General features: G+C 65.0%; 19 protein-coding genes. 15 read left to right on the top strand and 4 right to left on the bottom strand.

Annotated features, from left to right (window positions below; translation table 11 throughout):
* The first annotated feature begins 18 nt into the window (after positions 1 to 18).
* The 9 genes from tssI (at position 19) to AAG801_RS19015 (ending at position 9901) form a co-directional block, all read left to right on the top strand.
* A complete protein-coding gene (gene tssI / locus AAG801_RS18975; RefSeq protein ID WP_341889747.1) occupies positions 19 to 1401 on the top strand; it encodes a type VI secretion system tip protein TssI/VgrG in 1383 nt (460 codons plus the stop codon).
* A gap of 14 nt (positions 1402 to 1415) precedes the next feature.
* Positions 1416 to 2519 (top strand): DUF4123 domain-containing protein, encoded by a 1104-nt coding sequence (locus AAG801_RS18980; protein WP_341889748.1) that lies wholly within the window; start codon positions 1416 to 1418, stop codon positions 2517 to 2519.
* Positions 2520 to 2562: 43 nt separating this feature from the next.
* Entirely contained in the window at positions 2563 to 5760 is a 3198-nt protein-coding gene (locus AAG801_RS18985) for a metallophosphoesterase (protein ID WP_341889749.1), read from the top strand.
* A gap of 82 nt (positions 5761 to 5842) precedes the next feature.
* Complete coding sequence (locus AAG801_RS18990; RefSeq protein WP_341889750.1) at positions 5843 to 7027, top strand: hypothetical protein; 1185 nt, start codon at positions 5843 to 5845, stop codon at positions 7025 to 7027.
* Positions 7028 to 7032: 5 nt separating this feature from the next.
* Positions 7033 to 7272, top strand: a complete 240-nt coding sequence (locus tag AAG801_RS18995) for a hypothetical protein (protein ID WP_341889751.1) — start codon at positions 7033 to 7035, stop codon at positions 7270 to 7272.
* Positions 7269 to 8513, top strand: a complete 1245-nt coding sequence (locus tag AAG801_RS19000) for a hypothetical protein (RefSeq protein WP_341889752.1) — start codon at positions 7269 to 7271, stop codon at positions 8511 to 8513. The genes AAG801_RS18995 and AAG801_RS19000 overlap by 4 nt, the downstream gene beginning before the upstream one ends.
* 61 nt (positions 8514 to 8574) lie before the next feature.
* Positions 8575 to 8823 carry a hypothetical protein gene (locus tag AAG801_RS19005; protein ID WP_153281356.1) on the top strand — a complete coding sequence of 83 codons (249 nt, stop codon included), beginning with the start codon at positions 8575 to 8577 and terminating at the stop codon, positions 8821 to 8823.
* Positions 8824 to 8942: 119 nt separating this feature from the next.
* Positions 8943 to 9428, top strand: coding sequence for a RidA family protein (locus tag AAG801_RS19010; RefSeq protein WP_341889753.1), 486 nt, complete (start codon positions 8943 to 8945; stop codon positions 9426 to 9428).
* Positions 9425 to 9901: a GNAT family N-acetyltransferase gene (locus AAG801_RS19015; RefSeq protein WP_341889754.1), complete on the top strand. Its 477-nt coding sequence runs from the start codon at positions 9425 to 9427 to the stop codon at positions 9899 to 9901. The genes AAG801_RS19010 and AAG801_RS19015 overlap by 4 nt, the downstream gene beginning before the upstream one ends.
* Positions 9902 to 9905: 4 nt before the next feature.
* Here AAG801_RS19015 and AAG801_RS19020 read toward each other — a convergent pair whose 3' ends face one another.
* Both AAG801_RS19020 and AAG801_RS19025 read right to left on the bottom strand, forming a co-directional pair.
* Positions 9906 to 11291, bottom strand: coding sequence for a sensor histidine kinase (locus AAG801_RS19020; protein ID WP_341889755.1), 1386 nt, complete (start codon positions 11289 to 11291; stop codon positions 9906 to 9908).
* An 8-nt stretch (positions 11292 to 11299) separates the two neighbouring features.
* Positions 11300 to 11989 carry a response regulator transcription factor gene (locus AAG801_RS19025; protein ID WP_056574813.1) on the bottom strand — a complete coding sequence of 230 codons (690 nt, stop codon included), beginning with the start codon at positions 11987 to 11989 and terminating at the stop codon, positions 11300 to 11302.
* A 115-nt stretch (positions 11990 to 12104) separates the two neighbouring features.
* Here AAG801_RS19025 and AAG801_RS19030 point away from each other — a divergent pair, with 115 nt between their 5' ends.
* The 4 genes from AAG801_RS19030 (at position 12105) to AAG801_RS19045 (ending at position 15154) form a co-directional block, all read left to right on the top strand.
* Positions 12105 to 12989, top strand: a complete 885-nt coding sequence (locus AAG801_RS19030) for an alpha/beta fold hydrolase (protein WP_341889756.1) — start codon at positions 12105 to 12107, stop codon at positions 12987 to 12989.
* Positions 12990 to 13006: 17 nt separating this feature from the next.
* Positions 13007 to 13294 carry a phosphopantetheine-binding protein gene (locus AAG801_RS19035; protein WP_341889757.1) on the top strand — a complete coding sequence of 96 codons (288 nt, stop codon included), beginning with the start codon at positions 13007 to 13009 and terminating at the stop codon, positions 13292 to 13294.
* Entirely contained in the window at positions 13291 to 14571 is a 1281-nt protein-coding gene (locus AAG801_RS19040) for a beta-ketoacyl synthase N-terminal-like domain-containing protein (protein WP_341889758.1), read from the top strand. The genes AAG801_RS19035 and AAG801_RS19040 overlap by 4 nt, the downstream gene beginning before the upstream one ends.
* Before the next feature lie 94 nt (positions 14572 to 14665).
* On the top strand, positions 14666 to 15154 hold the full coding sequence (locus tag AAG801_RS19045) for a GNAT family N-acetyltransferase (RefSeq protein ID WP_341889759.1): 489 nt from the start codon (positions 14666 to 14668) through the stop codon (positions 15152 to 15154).
* Positions 15155 to 15170: 16 nt separating this feature from the next.
* Here the strand turns inward: AAG801_RS19045 and AAG801_RS19050 are convergent, their stop codons facing one another.
* The gene (locus tag AAG801_RS19050; protein ID WP_341889760.1) at positions 15171 to 17432 is read right to left on the bottom strand and encodes a heavy metal translocating P-type ATPase; all 2262 of its coding nucleotides are present in this window, start codon (positions 17430 to 17432) and stop codon (positions 15171 to 15173) included.
* Positions 17433 to 17602: 170 nt separating this feature from the next.
* On the opposite strand from AAG801_RS19050, the gene AAG801_RS19055 reads away from it, so the two are divergent.
* Both AAG801_RS19055 and cueR read left to right on the top strand, forming a co-directional pair.
* Positions 17603 to 17797 (top strand): heavy-metal-associated domain-containing protein, encoded by a 195-nt coding sequence (locus tag AAG801_RS19055; protein WP_192194276.1) that lies wholly within the window; start codon positions 17603 to 17605, stop codon positions 17795 to 17797.
* On the top strand, positions 17797 to 18216 hold the full coding sequence (cueR, locus tag AAG801_RS19060) for a Cu(I)-responsive transcriptional regulator (RefSeq protein WP_341889761.1): 420 nt from the start codon (positions 17797 to 17799) through the stop codon (positions 18214 to 18216). The genes AAG801_RS19055 and cueR overlap by 1 nt, the downstream gene beginning before the upstream one ends.
* 9 nt (positions 18217 to 18225) lie before the next feature.
* On the opposite strand, the gene AAG801_RS19065 is transcribed toward cueR, so the two are convergent.
* Positions 18226 to 19185, bottom strand: a complete 960-nt coding sequence (locus tag AAG801_RS19065) for a TerB family tellurite resistance protein (protein WP_341889762.1) — start codon at positions 19183 to 19185, stop codon at positions 18226 to 18228.
* Positions 19186 to 19522: the final 337 nt, after the last annotated feature.

Raw genomic sequence — 19522 nt, forward strand, 5'->3', positions numbered from 1 at the left:
CGCAAGCAGCAATGGCGCGTGCAGGTCGACTTCACCGCCCACCCCGTCACGGAGCCCCTGCGTCCTGAGCCGACACAGCCCAAGCCCGCGATGGTCGGCCCCCAGGTGGCGCTGGTGGTGGGCCCCGAGGGGCAGAACCTGTGGACCGATGAGCTGGGACGCATCAAGGTGCAGTTCCCCTGGGACCGGCTGGGAGAGAAGAACCAGCACAGCAGCTGCTGGGTGCGGGTGAGCTCTCCGTGGGCGGGCAACCAGCTCGGGGGCATCCAGATTCCGCGCATTGGTCAGGAAGTCATCGTGGGCTTCATTGCGGGAGATGCGGACCTGCCGATCTGCATGGGAAGGGTCCACAACCAGGTGAACCTGCCGCCCTGGGCATTGCCGGGGCAGAGTGCACTCAGCGGGTTCAGGAGCCGGGAGCTGACGGAGGGTGGGGGCAACAGTGCGGCGGGCCGATCGAATCACCTGATCCTGGATGACACGGCCGAGAAAATCCAGGTGCAGCTCAAGAGTGATCACCAGAGTTCAAGCCTGAGCTTGGGGGCCATCGCGCGCATCGAGGACAACGCAGGCAGAAAAGACCCAAGGGGTGAGGGGTTCGAGCTGCGCACCGACGCTCACGGCGTATTGAGAGCGCAGGACGGGATGCTCATCACGACCGAAGGCCGCCCCGATGCAGCTCGCCACGCCAAGGACATGGGTGAAACCGTCCAACGCCTGACAAGTGCACGAGACCAGATCGAAGGCCTGGCCGAGGCGGCTCGCATGGCCGAGGCCCAGGACAGCAACGACGACCAGTCCACCGTCGCCCAGACCATCAAGCAGCAGAACGAAGACCTGCGAGGCCACGCCAGCTCATCGACCGAAGGCCGCTTCCCCGAGCTGGCCGCGCCGCATCTCGTGCTGGCCAGCCCCGCAGGCATCGCAGCCACCGCCACCACGCACCTGCATACACACACCGGCACACACATCCAGCTCACCAGCGCCGGTCACACCTCCCTGAGCGCCGCACAGCGCATCCTCGCCAGCGTGGCGGAAGGCATGCGCATCTTCACGCTCAAGAGCGGCATCAAGGCCTTCGCATCGCAAGGCGACATCCGCATCGAAGCCCAAAGCGACGCCATCGAGGCCACTGCCTTGAAAGACATCGACATCGTGAGCACCGAAGACACGGTCTACATCAGCGCCAAGAAGAAGGTCACGATCAACGGCGGCACCAGCTTCAGCGAATGGAGCGAAGGCGGCATCCGGCACGGCACGCTGGGCACATGGATCGAACATGCCTCGATGCATGGAACGCCGGGGCCGGACAAGAAGCCAGGGCCGACAGCACAGACCGTGTGCTGGGAGTGCCTGGCACGCGCCGCCCGTCAGGCCTCGCCCGTGGCGCCCCGCGTTTGACAACACCGACACCGATGGAAATTCCAGCGTACGAACGCGAAGCGTTCGAGGACGAGATTTCACAGACCATCGCGCAGGACATAGGCACTTTCGCCCGCCTCGCACGCCAAACTGGTCAACGTTGTTACGCACTGGTGAACGCCGGCCAATGCGGGGCCGTCGAAGAAGACCGGCAAGAAGACGGATGGGCGGCACGGCTGATGGCGCGATACCAACTCGACGCGACACCTTTGTTCCTTCACACGCCTGAAGCCGCTGCGATCGGCGTCGGACCTTGGCTGGTCGAACTGCCATCCATGCCCGATGCAGCACCGTGGCTGCATAACCTCGCACGTGGTGCAGGTGCCGTGCATGCCCTCAGTCTCGTGGCTTCGCCATTGCGGCCGGTCACGCTGGCAGCGCACCTTCGCAGTTGGCTCGACGCCGTGATACCCCCGGACCCTGCACTCGAGGACGACGAGGCCGTCGGCGCCGTGCTTCGCTGGTTCGATCCGCGCATCGGCTTCGACATGGTGACCCGCTGGCCGGACGACGTTCGGCAAGATTTCTTAAGCGCTTTCACCTGGGCAGGATGGAACGCCGAATTCCATCCGCACGGTCTTCGATGCAGCAAGCCATATGCGCCGCGAAGTGCCGCACGCACCACGCCCTTGCAATTGGACAAGGACCTGCTGCTCACCATGGCTCCGCTCAACCGGGCCGATGCGCTTCTGGCCCACGTGCGCGATCGTTTCGGGTCGCAGGCGTTTCAGCACATTGCCCCTGCCATTCAGCGATGGATCGCCCTCGATCAACTGCAAGCCGTGCAGCAACTCGGCCTGCCCGATTTCGAGGACTGGATCACGCTGCTGCACCACTCGCTGAGCCTGCACCCCGAACTGTCATACCTGCCCGGCCTCGCAGAAAGCCTGGTCGACGCACGACATGCGGGGCGCTCACTCGCCCACGTGCTCGAAGCGCAGCCGGCCGAGTGGTGGCAACAACAACAGAATGCCGCGCCTCGCACCTGGGCCCAGTGGGCGTCTCGATTTCTCGCGCCATTGCAGGCGCGACGCGGCACACCTGATGCCGCCCATGCTTTTTCCACGCTGTTCTCGGCCGCGCCGGCCGTCGCCTGACGTCGACGTCTCACCCACTCGCCTCACTCCAGATCGATCCGTCATGCCCTACCAGCCCAAACCCGGCGTCTGCGACTGTTCCGAAACACCGCTGCTCGAGGAAGAAGCCATCATCCTGTTCCCCAGCCTCGGCACGCCGTTGCTGCTGGCCCCGGGCCAGGTCAAGGCCAGCATCTTCATCGCCGCGCCTTCCAGCATGCGTGGCAAGGCCAAGGCAGCAATCCCGACCGGCGAGGCCGTCGAGATGTACAGGCTGGTCGACCAGCATCTGCGTGTAGTTGACCTCGCAAGCAAACAGGAGGCCGAGCAGGCCGAGGGATCGACACAAACTGGCACTCTTTTCGGAGACGGCATGGCATGTGCTGCCGCCAAACCTTGCATCAAGGCCTGGCTCGTTGGCTCTTTCGGACCCGGGGCGCTTGTCAGCGATCGACACGGTCGCCCCTTCGCCACCATTGCCCCTGCAGCGGCCCAGATCTACACCAAGGTGCAGGACGTCTACGAGGTCGAGCTCGACTTGTCAGCACCGCCCTTCGCCGATCTGCAGACGCCCGGCGCCATGAAAAGCCTCGCCTGGATGATCCGGCTGGGCACCGAAGACAGGAAGCTCGAGGCCTTCAAAGGCGTCAAGTACGCCGAGGCCCAAGACCTTGCCATCGCACGCTTCCTGCAACAGCAGGCCGCGCGCGACCCCTGGCACTTCGACAAGCTCCACGAATTCGCCATGCCGCCACCCGATGTCCCGTTCAGCTGGAGCAAGCCAGGACAAAGACCCGAACTGGACACACTCCTCAAGAGTTGGCACCCCGTCAAACGCATGACGAAGTCGCACCTCAAGCTGGGGCATCTCTCCGACGTTCATATCAACATGCGCCAGAACGCCATGGGTCGCAGCGATGCCAAGGTACTCGAGGGGGCAGACGAAAAAAAGGCGACCTGGAACCGGCCGGTAGGCAGCAAGGTCTGCAACAGCTTCGAGGCCCTCAAGAAGCTGTTCGAGACGATGGCCACGGGCAGCGACCAGGTCGATGCCGTGCTGCTCACCGGAGACTTGATCGACTACAACCGCAACTTCAATCCCATGGCAGAACCCGGCGGCCCGGGCAGGATCGGCGAGCAGTGGAAAGCCTTCAATCTGCTGGGCAATGTCTTCGACAAGGAAAAAGGCCGCCGCCTCTATCCGAGGGGCCTGGACGACATGATGGTCTTCAGCCTGGTGCGTGAGATGTACCGCAATCCGGCGTACCAGTTGCCCATCATCATGACCAGCGGCAACCACGAGGCCTACCAGGTGCCCTATGGCATCAGCGCACGCGTGGAGGCGGGCGACCAGCACAACTGGGCGTTCATGCTCGGGGTGCTCGAGACCACGACGCCCAACAGCCGCGATGCACGCAAACGCATGGAAGAGAACGCCCGCACGTCCTGGCCCGACGGCAATGTTCCGGCCGAGGCCCGACGGGCGCAACGAGCCCTTGCGCAGCCCGATGCCGTGGAGCGCCACCGGGCCCAGTTCGAAGCCGCCAGCGCATGGACGCGCGGCAAGGCCAATGAAGGCATGAGCCGCGACCACAACATGACCATCTACGAGGCGTGCCTCGCCTATGGTCCCACCTACGGCCACGCATTGACAGGCTACAACTTCGACGGCGGCCAGTTCGACTGGTTCTATGCGCTGTTCACGCCGCTTGCGGACGTGGTGTATGCCTACGGCGCGGAGAGCACCGACAAGCCAGGCGCCAAGGCCGGACAGGTGATTGCGGCGCTCGGCTGGGGGATCGACGAGAACTTCAAGAACCTGCTGGGCGTTGCCGATTGGGGCGTGGACCGCCAGGGGCCGGGAATACTCCCTCGCGCCACCGAGTCGTTCAGCCATGACCAGCTCAAGCTGCTGACGCAGGCTCGAAGCTACAAGGCCGCGAGCGAGGGCACGCTCACCGTCGCCACGCACTTCACCATCGTGAGCTTCGACGAACCCGAGCCCTTCAGCAACCTGACCAAGAAGAAGGACAGGGTCTTCTTCCACCCGTGTAACAGCGCTACCGGCGTCTGGGGCATGAAGGCTGCGCTGAACCACGTCAACGTGGGCACCTGCGAAAAAAACCAGGCCACCTACCTGGCCCAATACGTTCAGCCGATGGATCAGGCGAAGGCCAGCCCCACCCCCAAGGTGGATTGGCATCTGTCGGGCCACAGCCATCGCTCGGGCGTCTACAAGCTCGGCTGGAATCCCCGGAGTATCGACACGTCAGATGGCTGGCGCGTCGAGGTGCGAGAAGCCAAGGACCCAGGCATCCACAACACGCAAACAGTCAAACCGAACACCGTGACGGCGCTGATCGTCTCCAGTTGCGGCGGGCCCATCGGCTACCAAAACCTGGACGGCGAACTCAGCGCCTGGACCGGCCGCCCGCCCGCGGGGACCACGCTCGACCCCACAACGGGCGAGATCCGGCAAGTGAAGACCGATCGGTGTCATGTCGAAGGCAAATTCCAGGGCAAGGGCTTCAACGAAAAGCCCCGGCTGGCGGTGGCACTCGACTACCTGCACGCAATGAGCGGCTTGCCCAAGAAAGGCAACATCCGTGTGCCCTTGCGCTTCAAGCCTGGGTACTTCGCCAAGAGCGGTCAGCTGGAACTGGTCCTGAGCGAGCAGGTGCGCAAGCTAGGGTGCGTGGTGAGCGTGACGTTGTGGGTGTTCGAGAAGAACAAGAAGAGCGGGGCCAAGCAATGGCATCGCATCGAGTCACAACTGAACACCTCTACTTTGGGCTTCAAGAATGAAGACAAAGCGAAGCTGCTTTCGATGATGGAAGCGATGACCTTGGATGCCAACGGTGCATTGGCAATGGCGTGGAGTCCCAAGTCAGTGATCGAGAGCAACCCGAACGCCGAATACGTCACGCTCAGCCGGCGACTCGTGCAATCCTTCTGCGAAGTCACGCTGAGCAAGCCCGTCCCCACCGATGCGGGTGAGGACTGGGCCAAAGACATGCTCCATGCGGACCCTTGGGTGTTTCCTTTGGATATCGCCCTCATCGACGGCAACGTGAACATGGGCGGGTTCAGCTTGAACAAGTCGGACCCGGCGCATCCAAAGAACGCCGCATGGTACTTCGGGCGGCCCATGGGCGAGCGCGGCGAAGTGCCCGACTGGGATTTCTTGTCTGACAACTTTGCTAGCAAAGGATATGTCGACAAGAAGTCCGCCATCTGGGTCAACAAGGACGCCGTGCGATAGGCAGTCCATGCAGCGACGCGACTTCCTTTCTACCTTCGGCTTGGCAGCAGCGTCCCTTTTCTTCCCTTTGACTGGATGCTCCATGAGCGGCAAACCCAACATCAAGAGTTTCAGCAGGATCTACCGCTATCTGCAGGATCCGGCTTTGCGCACCCGTGAAACGGGCGATACGCTGCTGACGATCGAAGGTGCGGAGTTCAGTGGACTCAATCTTCAAGGACTGGTCTGGCGCCATGTGAAATTCGTCAACTGTGACTTTGCGGGTGCCTATGAAATCAAGCTCGATCGACTTGAGAAGAGCACTTTCGATAGCTGCAAGTTTGTCGGCATCCACGGTTTTGGCGACATGGTGGACGTGACGCTTCATCGCTGTGCCTTTGGTGGAGAAACCTATGTGATGGGCTACTCGGACAGCAAGCGCCTGGTGTTCGACGACTGCAACTTCGTCGGAACGGACAGCAACCGCAATCACTGGGGTGCAGTGGGCGGCTATGGAGAAGCAGAGTTCGTGAGATGCAAAGGCAAGTGGTTTGACTTGAGCGGACTCACCCAGTTGGTGATCCGAGACTGTGAATTCGAAACCGTTTCGAGCAAGCACGACCCCAGAGAGGTTGCCAATGTGCATGCGCCGGTTTTGATAGAACGCAGCAAGTTGCGCGGCACTTTCAATATGGTTGCGAGTTCAATCCAATCTCTCACCATCCGTGACACCGTCATCGACGCGCTCGATTTGACCGATGCAACCATCAAAGGCGAAGTGACGATGGAGCGCATCCGTGCAGGAAAGTTAGGCATGGCCGTTGCATCCGGTCAGGCGCTTTCAATGAAAGCCGTCACAGTCACCGGCAATGGGCAGGAAGTCTTCTATCTCGCAGCCAACCGGTTCGCCAGCGTGCTGTTGGAGAACTGCGCCTTGCCCGACAACTTGAGCGGGGAGAAACCATGGATGGGTGGTGCGCAGAAGGAGCCCGCATACCAAGCCAGGCCACCACTCAACAAGAATTTGACCATTCGCAAATCCAAAGCATCACGCCTGGACGCGAGTTACTTGAACACAGCGCACCTGGTCTTGGATGGTTCCGAGTTCAATCATCTTGATCTGAGCTATGGGCGGATCGGCTTGATGGAGATGAACAACACCCAGATCGGGTTTTCCTTGGATTTGACCCACTGCCAGGTCAACGACTTCAAGCAAACGGGTGGCACCAGTTTGAAGAGCCTGGGCGGACTCAAGATCGACGGTTCCAATATCAAGCTGCCGAGATAGGAGCCATGCTCCATGCAGACCCGTGGGTCTTTCCGTCGGATATCGCCCTCATCGACGGCAACGTGAACATGGGCGGGTTCAGCTTGAACAAGTCGGACCCGGCGCATCCGAAGAACGCTGTGTGGCACTTCGGACGGCCGATGGGAGAACGTGGGGAAGTTCCCGACTGGAAGTTCCTGTCCAGGAACTTTGAAAGCAAAGGGTACATCCCTCCCGACAAGGCGATCCGTCTCGACAAACGATGACCGCCTCCCCCACCCGTCGAACCACCCTTGGCGCACTAGCACTTCTCGCCACCACCGCCTTGACCGGATGCTACATGTCCTCCAAACGAAACATCAGAACACTCGACAAAACATTTTCCTACCTCAAGGACCCTGCACTCCGCACCAAGGAAAAGGGAGACGCCCGGCTTGTCGTCGAAGGCGCCGAACTCAGCGGCGAGCGGTTTGAAGGGATGGACTGGCACAACATCCTCTTCAAGAACTGCGATTTCGTCGGCGCCTATGAGATCAATCCAAAGACAGCGACCAACGTTCGCTACGAAGACTGCCGATTTTCTGGAATCCTGAGCTACGGCGTGACAACGAACGTGCATTTTCTGCGCTGTGCCTGGGTCGGGAACTCGGTCATGTTTGCAGAGAAGGGAAGCAAGTCCACCGTTTTCGAGGAGTGCAATTTCGTAGGGACGACAGCAAACCGCAATCACCAGGGCGCCGTGGGATCAGACGGCGAAGCGGAATTCGTGCGATGCAGATCGAAGTGGTTCGCATGGACCGGGAACGAAAGACTCTCGATCACGGACTGCACATGCGAAGACGTCACCATATTGACCGACAGCATCGGCAACAGCGGCGAAGACTTTCTGTATGCCGCCACTCGTATCGAGGGCTCCAAGCTTCGCGGCACTTTCAAGCTGGTGGCGGCCAATCTTCAATCACTCACCATCCGTGACACCGTCATCGACATGCTTGACTTGACCAGCGCCACAATCAAGGAAGAACTCCTGATGGAGCGCGTGCGCGGCGGCAGCGTCGAGGCGATCGTCAAAGGCGCCAAACGCCTCGTCGTGCGAGATAGCCAGTTCACCCCTCCCGCGTCCGGCGGAAAGTTCATTTTCAGTCTCGCAAGCAACGACGCCCAGGAGGTTCTGATCGAGAACACCTCCATCCTTGGCGACAACATCCTTGTGGACATTGGCGGCGGCCCGCACACCGAGTCCCTTGTTTTTCGAAAGAGCAAGTTCCCCCGGCTTGACCTGCAGTACGCCCATGCGAAGCATCTGCTCCTGGAGAACTTCGAGGCGAACTCCGTGCGTTTGAACGATGCCCGCATCGGCAAGCTGGAACTGAGCTCGGCCGTCTTTGCCTTGACCCTGGACCTGTCCAACACCCAAGTCCACGAATTCAAGAAAACTGGCGGCACCGACTTGAAGAAGCTAGGTGGTCTCAAGCTCGACGGTTCCAACATCAACCTGCCGCAATGAACCATCCGCACATGAGAAAAATAGACAGATCCGATCTCGACAGCCACCACATCGAGCTGACATGAAAGGCTGCTTTTCAGATCCACATTTCTTCCTGCTGTGCAGCATTCCCTGGCTTCTTCTGGGATTGCTCGTCGGTGGCATCGTGCTCGGGTTCAAGATGGCACGAGACGGAGCAGGGTTCTCAAGATTCATGGGGGTTTTGATCTTTCTCACATGCCTGCTCAGCGCGCCTCTTCTTCTCTGGCTCAACACGATGATTTTTAGCAGTAGCCTGTCGTTCGGCAGCAATTGGATGGGCACTCGATAGTCGGTGCTCCGTGGCCGAACCAACGGCAGCGTCTACCCCATTGCGAGCTGTACAACGAACGAATTGCCCTGGCAGCACGCCGCGCGTACCCTTGGTTATTTGCCGCACGCATCCTGACCATGACACGCATTGCCGAACGCCTTAACGCCCTGGGCCTCGTCCTTCCTCCCTCGGTCACGCCACCACCCGGCGTCAACCTCCCTTTCCAGTTCGTCCGCCTCATCGGCCGGCGCGCCATCGTCTCGGGCCATGGCCCGCTCACTGCCGACGGCCGCATCGCTGCGCCACTCGGCAAACTCGGCGCCGAGCTGACCGTCGAGCAGGGCTACACCGCCGCGCGTCTCACCGGGCTCGCCATGCTCGGCAGCCTGCAGCGCGCGCTCGGGGACCTGGACCGCATCACCGCATGGACGCGCGTGTTCGGCATGGTCGCTTCGGCGCCTGGCTTTCAGCAGCAGCCGGCGGTCATCAATGGGTTTTCCGACCTGATCCTCGAACTCTTCGGCCCCGACATTGGTGCCCATGCGCGCAGCGCCGTCGGCATGGCCGAACTTCCCTTCGGCATCCCGGTGGAGATCGAGGGCGAAGTCGATTTCGACGCATGAGCGTCGAAGCCGCGCCCTGGCATCTGCGCCGCGCGAACGCCGCCGACGTGGCGACCGTCACCGCGTGCGCCGTCGAGGCCTTCCGCACCTACATCCCGCGCCTGGGCCTCACGCCGCGGCCGATGACACGCGACTACGCCGAGGCCATCGCGCACCTGCAGGTCTGGGTGGCTGAGCGGCCGGCGCAACAGATCGGTGCGGCACTGCTGCTCGACGCCACCGACGAAGGCTTCCTCATCGACGTGATCGCGGTCCACCCCGATCACCAGGGCAGCGGCGCGGGCCGCGCGTTGCTCGAGCTGGCCGAGCGCGAAGCGCTGCGCCAGGGCCATGTGTCGATCTACCTCTTCACCAACGAGAAGATGACCGAGAACCTCGCGCTCTACCAGCGCATCGGCTACGTCGAATACCGGCGCGAAACGCTCGACGGCCGCACGCGGGTTTATCTGCGCAAGCCACTGACGGCCGCGTGAAACCTCAGGCGTCGTCCCCGAAGGTCACGCTCACGCGCAGCCCTGTCGGCTCCGCCGCTTCGAGCCGCAACTCCGCCCCCAGCAACTCGGCATAACGCGCCACGATCGACAGCCCCAGTCCCGCGCCCTGCCCCAGCTTCTGGCCCGCGGGCCCTTGCGACCAGCGCTGCATGAGGTCGCGCTGCGCTTCGAGTGGAATGCCGGGTCCGTCGTCGATCACGCTCAGCGTACGACCTGCAAGTTCGACGGTGATCGTGCGTCCGCCATAGCGCAGCGCGTTGTCGATGAGGTTGTCGAGGATGCCCTCTACCAGTGCTTCGTTCGCAAGCACCGTCACGCCATCGTCGAGACCGCGTGCGCCCAGGTCGACGCCACGTGCATCGGCGCGCGCCAGGTGGCGCAGCACGGTCTGCTCGGCCAGCATGTCGAGCGACACCGGCGTGCGCTGCAGGTCGGTGCGCGCCTCGTCGGCCAGCGCGAGCGCGAGCAGCTGGTCGATGAGGTGGCTCGCGCGCGCCTGCCGCTCGGACACGCGCGTGAGCTGCTCGCGCCACACCGCGGTGTCGTGCTGTGCGAGGCCGTACTCGGCCAGCGCGCGGATGCCGGCGAGCGGCGTGCGCAGCTCGTGCGCCACGTTGCCCACGAACTCGCGCTGTGCGCGCACGCTGTAGCGCAGGCGGTCGAACAGCGCGTTCACCGCATCGCCCAGGCGCTGCAGCTCCTTCGAAGTCTGCGCCACGGCCACCGGAGAGAGGTCGCGCACATCGCGGATGTCGAGCGCGCGCTGCAGCTCACCGAGCGGACGCAGGTCGCGTCGGATGCCATGCCAGAGCCACACGGCCAGCAGCACCAGCAGCAGCACCTGTGGCGCCATGGCATAGAACAACAACCGCTGAACGAGCGCCGCGCGGCTCAGCGTGGTCTGCGCCACGATCACGCGGTAGGGCATGTGCAGGCCGGGCTCGGCGTCGTGATCGAGCACGACCGCACGCAGCACGTGCCCGTCGTAGTCGATATCGGAAAAGCGGTAGCGCGAGCCTTCGCCCGGCAGCGGCGCCTGCAGGTCGGACTTGCCCGAGATCGGCGTGCCGTCGAGCCGCTGCACCGAGAAGTAAACCTTGTCGGTCTGGTCGAACAGCACGGTCGCCACTTCGCGCGGCGTCAGCAGCAGCTCGATGCCGCGCTCGCCGGCCTGCACGTTGGCCGACAGCGCATAGGCGTCGTCGAGCATGCCGCGGTCGAAGGCCTGTTCGGAGAAGTAGTTGGCGATGACGAGCGCAATCACCGCGCCCGCCATCCAGGTCAACGCCAGCGGCACCAGCACGTTGCGCAGCACGCGCCGCGTGAGCGACGGTGCAATGCGTGCGACCGTCGGCGTTGCCTCGCTCACAGGCGGCCTCACACCTCGGCTTCGAGCAGGTAGCCGATGCCGCGCAAGGTGCGGATGCCCGCACCCGAGCCGAGCAGCTTCTTGCGCAGGCGCGAGATGAAAGCCTCGAGCGCGTTGTCGCCCAGCGATTCGTCGAAACCCGAGAGCTTGTCGGACAGCGCCCGCTTGCTCACCGTGCGGCCCGGCGGGCTCATGAGCTCCCACAGCACTTCGAACTCGCGCGCCGGCAAATCGAGCGGTGCGTTCGCGACCGCGAAGCGCCGCGCCTTGCGGTCGAGCTTGAGCTGGCCGAGCACGACGATGTCTTCCGTGCCCTTGGCTCGCCGCACCAATGCACGCAGCCGCGCTTCGACCTCGGCGAGATCGAAGGGCTTGCCCAGGTAGTCGTCGGCGCCCGCGTCGAGCCCGGCGATGCGCTCTTCGGTGCGCCCGCGCGCCGTGAGCACCAGCACCGGCGTGCGGTCGCCGCGCGCGCGCGCCTGTCGCAGTGCGGTGAGACCGCTCGCCAGCCCGCTGGTGGGGCTGGCGGTAGCGGGCAGGTTGAGGTCGAGCAGCACGGCATCGAAGGGCTGCACGCGCCACAGGTGATCGGCGTCCTCGACGTTGGTCGACACGTCGACCCGGTGACCGGCGTCGGCGAGGCTGCGCAGCATCACGTCGCGCAGCACGGTGTCATCTTCCACAAGCAGGATTCGCATGGTGAGTGAATGAGTGGTGGGTGGATTTGTGGGTCTGCCCTGGCGATGGACGCGTCAGCGGCCGGTCAGTCGCTCACCGCGATAAACGCGACATGAGCATACGACACACCTTCCGATGAGTGCACGCGATCCCTCCGATCCCTTGAGCCTGGTGTCCCCCGCCGTGCAGCGCACCGCGGTGGTTCTGCTCCATGGTTTATGCAGCACGCCTGACGAGCTGCTGACCGTGCAATCGACCTTGCAGCGCCACGGGTATGCGGTGCAGCCGCTGTGCATCGCGGGCTACTCGTTCGACGCTGCCGTGCCGCTGCAGCAGGCCGTGCCTTTCGAACGCTGGCTCGACACGCTCGAAGCGCACGTGAAGGCGCTGCGACACACGCACGATCGCGTGATGCTGGTCGGCATTTCCGCCGGCGCGTCGCTGGCGCTCGGCGGTGCCATCCGCTGCGGCCGCGAGGTGGACGCGCTGGTGCTCATGTCGACCACGCTGCGCTTCGACGGCTGGGCCGTGCCGCGCACGCGCTGCCTGCTGCCGCTGGCTTTCTACACGCCGCTGGGCCGCTTCTGGCAGTACCGCGAGCGCCCGCCCTACGGCGTGAAGAACGAGCGCGTGCGCACCTGGATCGAACGCGAGCTGCGCCATCGCCAGGTCTCGCGCGCCGGCAGCGCGGTGATCGGCGTGGGCCACCTGCGCGAGCATGACCGGCTCATTCGCCATGTGCGACGCCGGCTGCATGAAGTGCGGTGCGAGCAGGTGCTCGCGCTGCATGCGCGCGAAGACGAGGTGGCCAGCCTGTCGAACCTCGACCTGCTCGTGCGCGGGTTGCGCTGCGCCTCGCTGCGCACCGTGGTGTTGAACAACAGCTACCACATGATCTCCATCGACAACGACCGCCAGCAGGTGGTGCGCGAGACCCTCGCCTTCGCCGAAACCGTGGCCCACGGCCCGGTGCCCGAACCCGTGGTCCGCACCCGCGGACTTTCCGTTCTCCACGCCTGAAAGAAAGGAACCCCCTCATGTCTTCCTCTCCCACCTTCAACAGCATCGCCACCATCCTCGAGACCGACTTCCGCGTCGCGCGCGCCAACATCGCGCCCGCCACCGCGCTGTCAGACCTCGGCCTCGATTCGCTGGCGCTCATGGAGTTCGTCTTCGCGGTCGAAGACGCTTTTCACCTGCGCATTCCCGAAGACCGGCTCGACCCGCGCGAAGCAGGCATCACGCTGCAGCGGCTGTGCGAGGTGATCGATGCCGAAGGTGAAGCTGCCGCCGCACGCAGCGAGCCGATGGCAGCCGCCGCATGAGCAGCGGCGCCGCCCATGCCGTGCTCGCGGCCGCTTCGACCGCGCACACCGCCGCCGCCCCCGTGCACGTGAGCGGCCTCGGCTTCGTCACGCCACTCGGACGCTGCATCGAAGCCTTCGACGACGCGCTGTTCGCCGGCCGTTCTGCCGTGCGCGCACAGACGCTCGAGATCCCGGGCATGGACCCGATGGCAATCGCTGCCGCCACCTGCGACTTCGACGCCAGCGGCGTGCGCAGCGCCTCGCGCCTGCCGCTGGACCGCGGCACCGCGATGGCATTGACCGCTGCACAGGATGCCGCAGCCGATGCCGGGCTCGACCTCGACACGATCGACCGCGACCGCCTGGGCATCTTCTGGGGCAGCGGCCTGGCCGGCGCCGGCACCTTCGACGCCACCACGCGCGCGCTCTATGGCGAGCAGCGCCGCATGCGCCCCACCACCGTGCTCACCGTGATGCCGAACGCGGCCGTTGCCGAACTGGCGCTGCACTTCGGCGCACGCGGCGCGGCGTTGGCCTATGCCTGCGCCTGTGCCTCGTCCGCGGTGGCCATCGGCGAAGCCATGCGCGCCATCCGTGGCGGCTGGATCGACATCGCCATCGTCGGCGGCCACGACGCGATGCTCACGCCGGGTGTGATGGCCAGCTGGCACGCGATGCGCGTGATGGCGCCGCCACCGGCCGATGCACCCGCGTCCGCCTGCCGTCCGTTCTCGGCCGACCGCGCGGGCTTCGCCATCGGTGAAGGCGCGGCGGCGCTGGTGCTTGAGTCGGAAGCGCATGCGCAAGCGCGGGGCGCCGGCGCGCAGCCCTTCGTGCTCAGCGGCTACGCGAGCAACTGCGACGGCACGCACATCACGAACCCCGACCCGGCTGGTCAGGTGCGTGCGATGCGTGCGGCGCTGCGCGATGCCGGGCTCACGCCCTCAGACATCGGCCACATCAACGCCCACGGCACGGCCACGACCGCGGGTGATGCTGCTGAAGCTGCCTCGATCGGTGAACTGTTCGGCCACGCCGCACCGGTCAGCGCGACCAAGGCAATCCACGGCCATGTGCTCGGCGGTGGTGGCGTCATCGAACTCGTGGCCGCGCTGCGTGCGCTGGCCCGCGAGGCACTGCCGCCCATCGCCCACCTGCACACGCCCGATGCCGCATTCAACAACGTGGACTTCGTGCGCGGCGCGGCGCGCGAGGCGCGGGGGTTGCGCCATGTGCTGTCGAATTCCTTCGCCTTCGGCGGCACCAACGCGGTGATCGTGGCCAGCCGGCGCTGAACTTCGGGGGAGAAAAAAAGGCGGTGCAGTCGCCGGCACCGCCTTGCTATGCTCGGCCGCTTCCTTCCTCTCAGCCCCACAGAAGAAGCGCGACATGCCCCTGCACCGCCTCGCCACCCCCTCCGATTTCGACGCCGTCTTCGATCTCTACATGCACGAGCGGGTCGTGCCCTACCTGGGCTACGACCCGATGCCACGCGACGACTTTCGCGCGGTCTTCCAGGGCCTGCTCGACAGCGGTGCTTTCTTCATCTTCGAAGTCGATGGCCAGGTCGCCGGTTTCTATCGCGTGACGCGCTACCCGGGCCGCGCGCAGCATGTGGCGAGCCTGGGCACGCTCGCGGTCGATCCCACCTTGCATGGCCGCGGCGTCGCGCAGACCATGGTGACCGACGTGCTCGCGCGCCTGAAGGCCGAAGGCGTCCGCCGCGTCGAGCTGATGGCCGAGAGCGACAACGCCACGGCCCTGCGCTTCTATGCCCGGCTGGGCTTCGTGCAAGAAGGCACGCTGCGCCAGTTCTACCGCCGGGCCGGCGAAGCGAATTTCATCGACGAGCACCTGATGGCGCTGCTGTTCGACTGATCCGCTGTTGAGTCGGTCAGTGTTGTTGGTGCTTCGGCTTCCAGCGCCGCAGCAACAGCGCATTGGCCATCACGCTCACGCTCGACAGTGCCATCGCCGCACCGGCCACCACCGGGCTCAACAGACCGAAGGCCGCGAGCGGAATGCCGGCCACGTTGTAGGCAAAGGCCCAGAACAGGTTCTGCCGGATCTTCGCCACCGTGCGGCCCGAGAGCTCGAGCGCTTCGGCCACGAGTGCGAGGTCGCCGCGCATCAGCGTGATGCCGGCCGCTTCCATCGCCACGTCGGTGCCACCGCCCGAAGGCGCCATCGCGATGCCCACGTCGGCCGCGGCCAGTGCAGGCGCATCGTTGGCGCCGTCGCCGACCATCGCGACCACGTGGCCGTTCTTGCGCAACGCGCTCACCTGCTCGGCCTTGTCGGCCGGCAGCACATCGGCGCGCACGTCTTCGGCGGGAATGCCGAGCCGCGCCGCCATCGCCTGTGCTGCGCGCAGGTTGTCGCCCGAAATCATCACCACGCGAAGGCCACGCGCGCGCAGCGTGCGGATCGCTTCGGCAGCCTGCGGCTTCGGCTCGTCGGCGAAGGCCAGCAGCGCCTGCACATGCGCGGAGCCGGCGTCGTCGAAGCGCAGCAGTGCGGAGACCGTGGCGCCCTGCGACTGCAGGCGTTCGATGTCGGCTTCAGCAGGCATCGCATCGAGTTCGCGGCACCAGCGCAGGCTGGCGATGGCCCAGGTTGCGCCGTTCACTTCGCCGCGCACGCCGCGCCCCGGCATCGCCTGCATCGCACCAAGCGGCGGCGCCTGCACGCCGCGTTCGGCGGCTGCGGTGAGCACGGCGCGTGCGAGCGGATGTTCGCTGCCGCCTTGCAGGCTGGCGGCCGTGGCGAGCAGGTCGTTTTCGTTGGCCAGCGCACCGGCCGCGGGCAGCAGCGCCGTGAGCACGGGGCGGCCCACGGTCAGCGTGCCGGTCTTGTCGAAGGCCACGGTGTCGACGCGGTGCGCAATTTCCAAAGCGCGCGCGTCCTTGATGAGGATGCCGTGCTTCGCAGCCACGCCCGTGCCCGCCATCACCGCCACCGGTGTCGCGAGGCCCAGCGCACACGGACAGGCAATGACCAGCACCGCCACTGCATGGATCAGCGCGGTCTCGACGTCGGCACCCACGAACATCCAGCCCGCGAAGGTGACGAGCGCGATCAGCAACACGACCGGCACGAACACGGCGGCCACCTGATCGACCATGCGCTGGATCGGCGCCTTGGCCGCTTGCGCGTCTTCGACCAGCCGGATGATGCGCGCCAGCACGCTCTCGGCGCCGACCGCGCGCACCTCGATGACCATGCGGCCGTCGCCATTCACCGCGCCGCCGGTCAGGGCATCGCCGGGGTTCTTGGCCACGGGCAGCGGTTCGCCCGTGAGCATCGATTCGTCGACCTCCGATTGCCCTTCGAGCACGCGCGCATCGGCCGGCACGCGCTCGCCGGGGCGCACGGCGAGGCGGTCGCCGACCATCACGTCGGCCAGCGGCACGTCGCTTTCCTTGCCGCGTGCGTTGATCAGGTGCGCCACTTCGGGCCGCAGTTGCTGCAGCGCGCGGATCGCCGAGGTGGCCTGGCGCTTGGCGCGCGCCTCGAGCCACTTGCCCAGCAGCACCAGCGTGATCACCACCGCCGAGGCTTCGAAGTACAGGTGCGGCACCATGCCGTGCCCCGCGTGCTCGCCGGTGGCGGCGCGCCACCACAGCCACAGCGACAGGCCGAAGGCCGCGCTGGTGCCCAGCGCCACCAGCAGGTCCATGTTGCCGGTACGGGCCTTGGCCGCATGCCAGCCCGCGCGATAAAAACGTGCGCCGAGCCAGAACTGCACCGGCGTTGCGAGCAGCAGCTGCACCCAGGGCGGCAGCATCCAGCTCTGGCCGATCAGGTCGCCGAGCATCGGCGCCATCAACGGGATCGACAGCGCCAGGCCGACGGCCACGGGCATGAAGCCGTGCCAGGGCGACATCGCAGCCGCTTCGTCCTGCGCGGTGCTTTCGGCGCGCGGCTCGTAGCCGGCGGCGCGCACGGCGCGACGCAGCAGCAGGGCCATGTCCTCGCCGCCGGTCGCCACGATGCGGGCCGACTCGGTCGCGAGGTTGACGCTCACGTCCTGCACGCCGGGCACGTTTTTGAGCGCGCGCTCCACGCGCATCACGCACGAGGCACAGGTCATGCCGCCGACCGAGAGGTCCAGCGTGGCGGCGGCTGCGGAAGGTTGGGGCTGAATGTGTTCCATGGTGCCGAGGCTAAAGCCTGACACCATGGCAAGGTCAAGCGGCGATTTTTCAAAGCCCTACGCTGGACGTTGACATCGTGAGAGGGTTGAAACTGGCGTCATCCCCGATTCGGGTGTTCAATCCTTCCACCCTTCATTCAATCATCCATTCCTCACAAGGAGCAACGACGATGAGCCAGAAATTCCAGGTCTCCGGCATGAGCTGCGGCCACTGCGTGGACGCGGTGCAAGACGCGGTACAGACGGTCGATCCGCATGCGCAGGTCACGGTCGATCTCGAAACCGGCCATGTGGACGTGTTGAGCCAGCAGCCGCGCCAGGACATCGTGGCCGCGATCGAGAACGCCGGCTACACGGTTCAATGATGGCGGCGACCACCGCCTCCGGCCGCCAGCTCGCCATCGGCGAGGCCGCGCGGCTGTCGGGCGTGTCGGCGCGCATGGTGCGCCACTACGAAGGCCTGGGTCTGCTGCCGGCGGTGGCGCGCACCGAGAGCGGCTACCGCCAGTACAACGACGCCGACATCCACACGCTGCGCTTCATCAAGCGCTCGCGCGATCTCGGTTTTTCGATGGAAGAAATCGCCGAACTGGTCGGCCTGTGGCACAACCGTCGCCGTGCCAGTTCGAGCGTGAAGCGCATCGCCGAAAAGCACCTCGGTGAACTGGAGCAACGCATCGCCGACATGCAGTCGATGCGCAGCACGCTCGCGCACCTCGTGCATTGCTGCCATGGCGATGCGCGGCCTGACTGCCCGATCCTGGACGATCTAAGTCAGGTCTAGACCGCTAGATCAGGCGTTTTTCACGAGCGATAGCACCTGGCTCGTGTCGAGGGTGCGCGCCCGTTCCTGGATCGCCGGCAGGTACTGCGTCTGCAGGCCCTGCCCTTCCTTCACCACGTTGGAGAACGCGTCCTTCAGCATCTGCGTGGAGAGCGTGCGGCCGCCCGCGTAGTAGCGCTTGGCCACGTGGCCCAGCGCATAGGTCGACGCGAAGCTCATGCCCGAACTCACGGCCTGCTTGCCGAGACCGCCCAGGAGGCCGCCGCCGACCTTGCCCAGCAAGCCGCCGAGCAGCTTGCGCCCGGCCTGCTCGAGGTACTGCGAGGTCAGGCCCACGCCCACGGTGGCCAAAAAATCCTTGATGTGGCCGGTGTCCAGCTGGTAGCCGTGCGCCTGGCCGATGCGGTAGACCAGCTTCATCTGCAGCGGAATGATCGCCATGGTCGACAGCGTCTCGGGCAGCAACTCGAGGGCGCCGTTGAGGATGGCGGCGTTGAGGATCGCGCGGTCCAGCTCGGTGCTGTCGGGCGCCTGCGGCGCCGCGGGGGTGGCTGCCGTTGCCGCCGTTGCGGCCGTCACCGCCACAGCCGCCGGCACCGCGGCGGCAATGTCTTCCGCCCGCTGCGAGAACTGCGCCGCCGAGGCGTCCAGGCCGAGCGAGCTGCGCACGTCCATCAGAAAGAGCCGCTCCGGCTCCGACTGCACGCCGTCGGCGTCGCACATGCATACCGCCATCTCGTACGCCAGCTGCCGCGACTCGGCGCTTTTCAGCTCGCCGGCCACCGACGCCAGCGACACCCGCTTCATGAGCACGTCCTGGTAGATCGTCGGCAGGTTCACGCCGTCGGCCTGCGACAGGCCCTCGGCGATGCGCTTGATCTCGGCGCGCTCGCGTTCGTGCTTTTCGCCGTCGACGAAGGCCGCCAGCAGGCTCAGGGTGACGATCGCTTTTGTTTCAGAAGGTGTCATGTTCGAGTTTTTTCGTCATGTGAAGGAACGGATTGGGTCCGCAGCGCGCCCGAAGGTTCCGCTTCGCGTTCTCCCCACAAAACTGGGACAACTCTGTGGGTAACCCCGGCACTGCTCTGTAGGGGCGTTGCAAGTCATTGATTTGCAAGGGAAATCTACAACCTGCCCAAATAACAGGCACTTGATTTCTTTGTCCGAAAACCGCCTTTCGCAGAAATTCGGAAGGCTGTCAAAGGACAACTCTGGGGAGAGTTCTGGCACAAGCCATCGGTTATCCACAGGGCCGGCGGGTTACCCAATGTTGTCCAAGTTGCGGGTACACCACGGAAGCGGGGGT

It is taken from the genome of Variovorax sp. YR752, assembly GCF_943372545.1.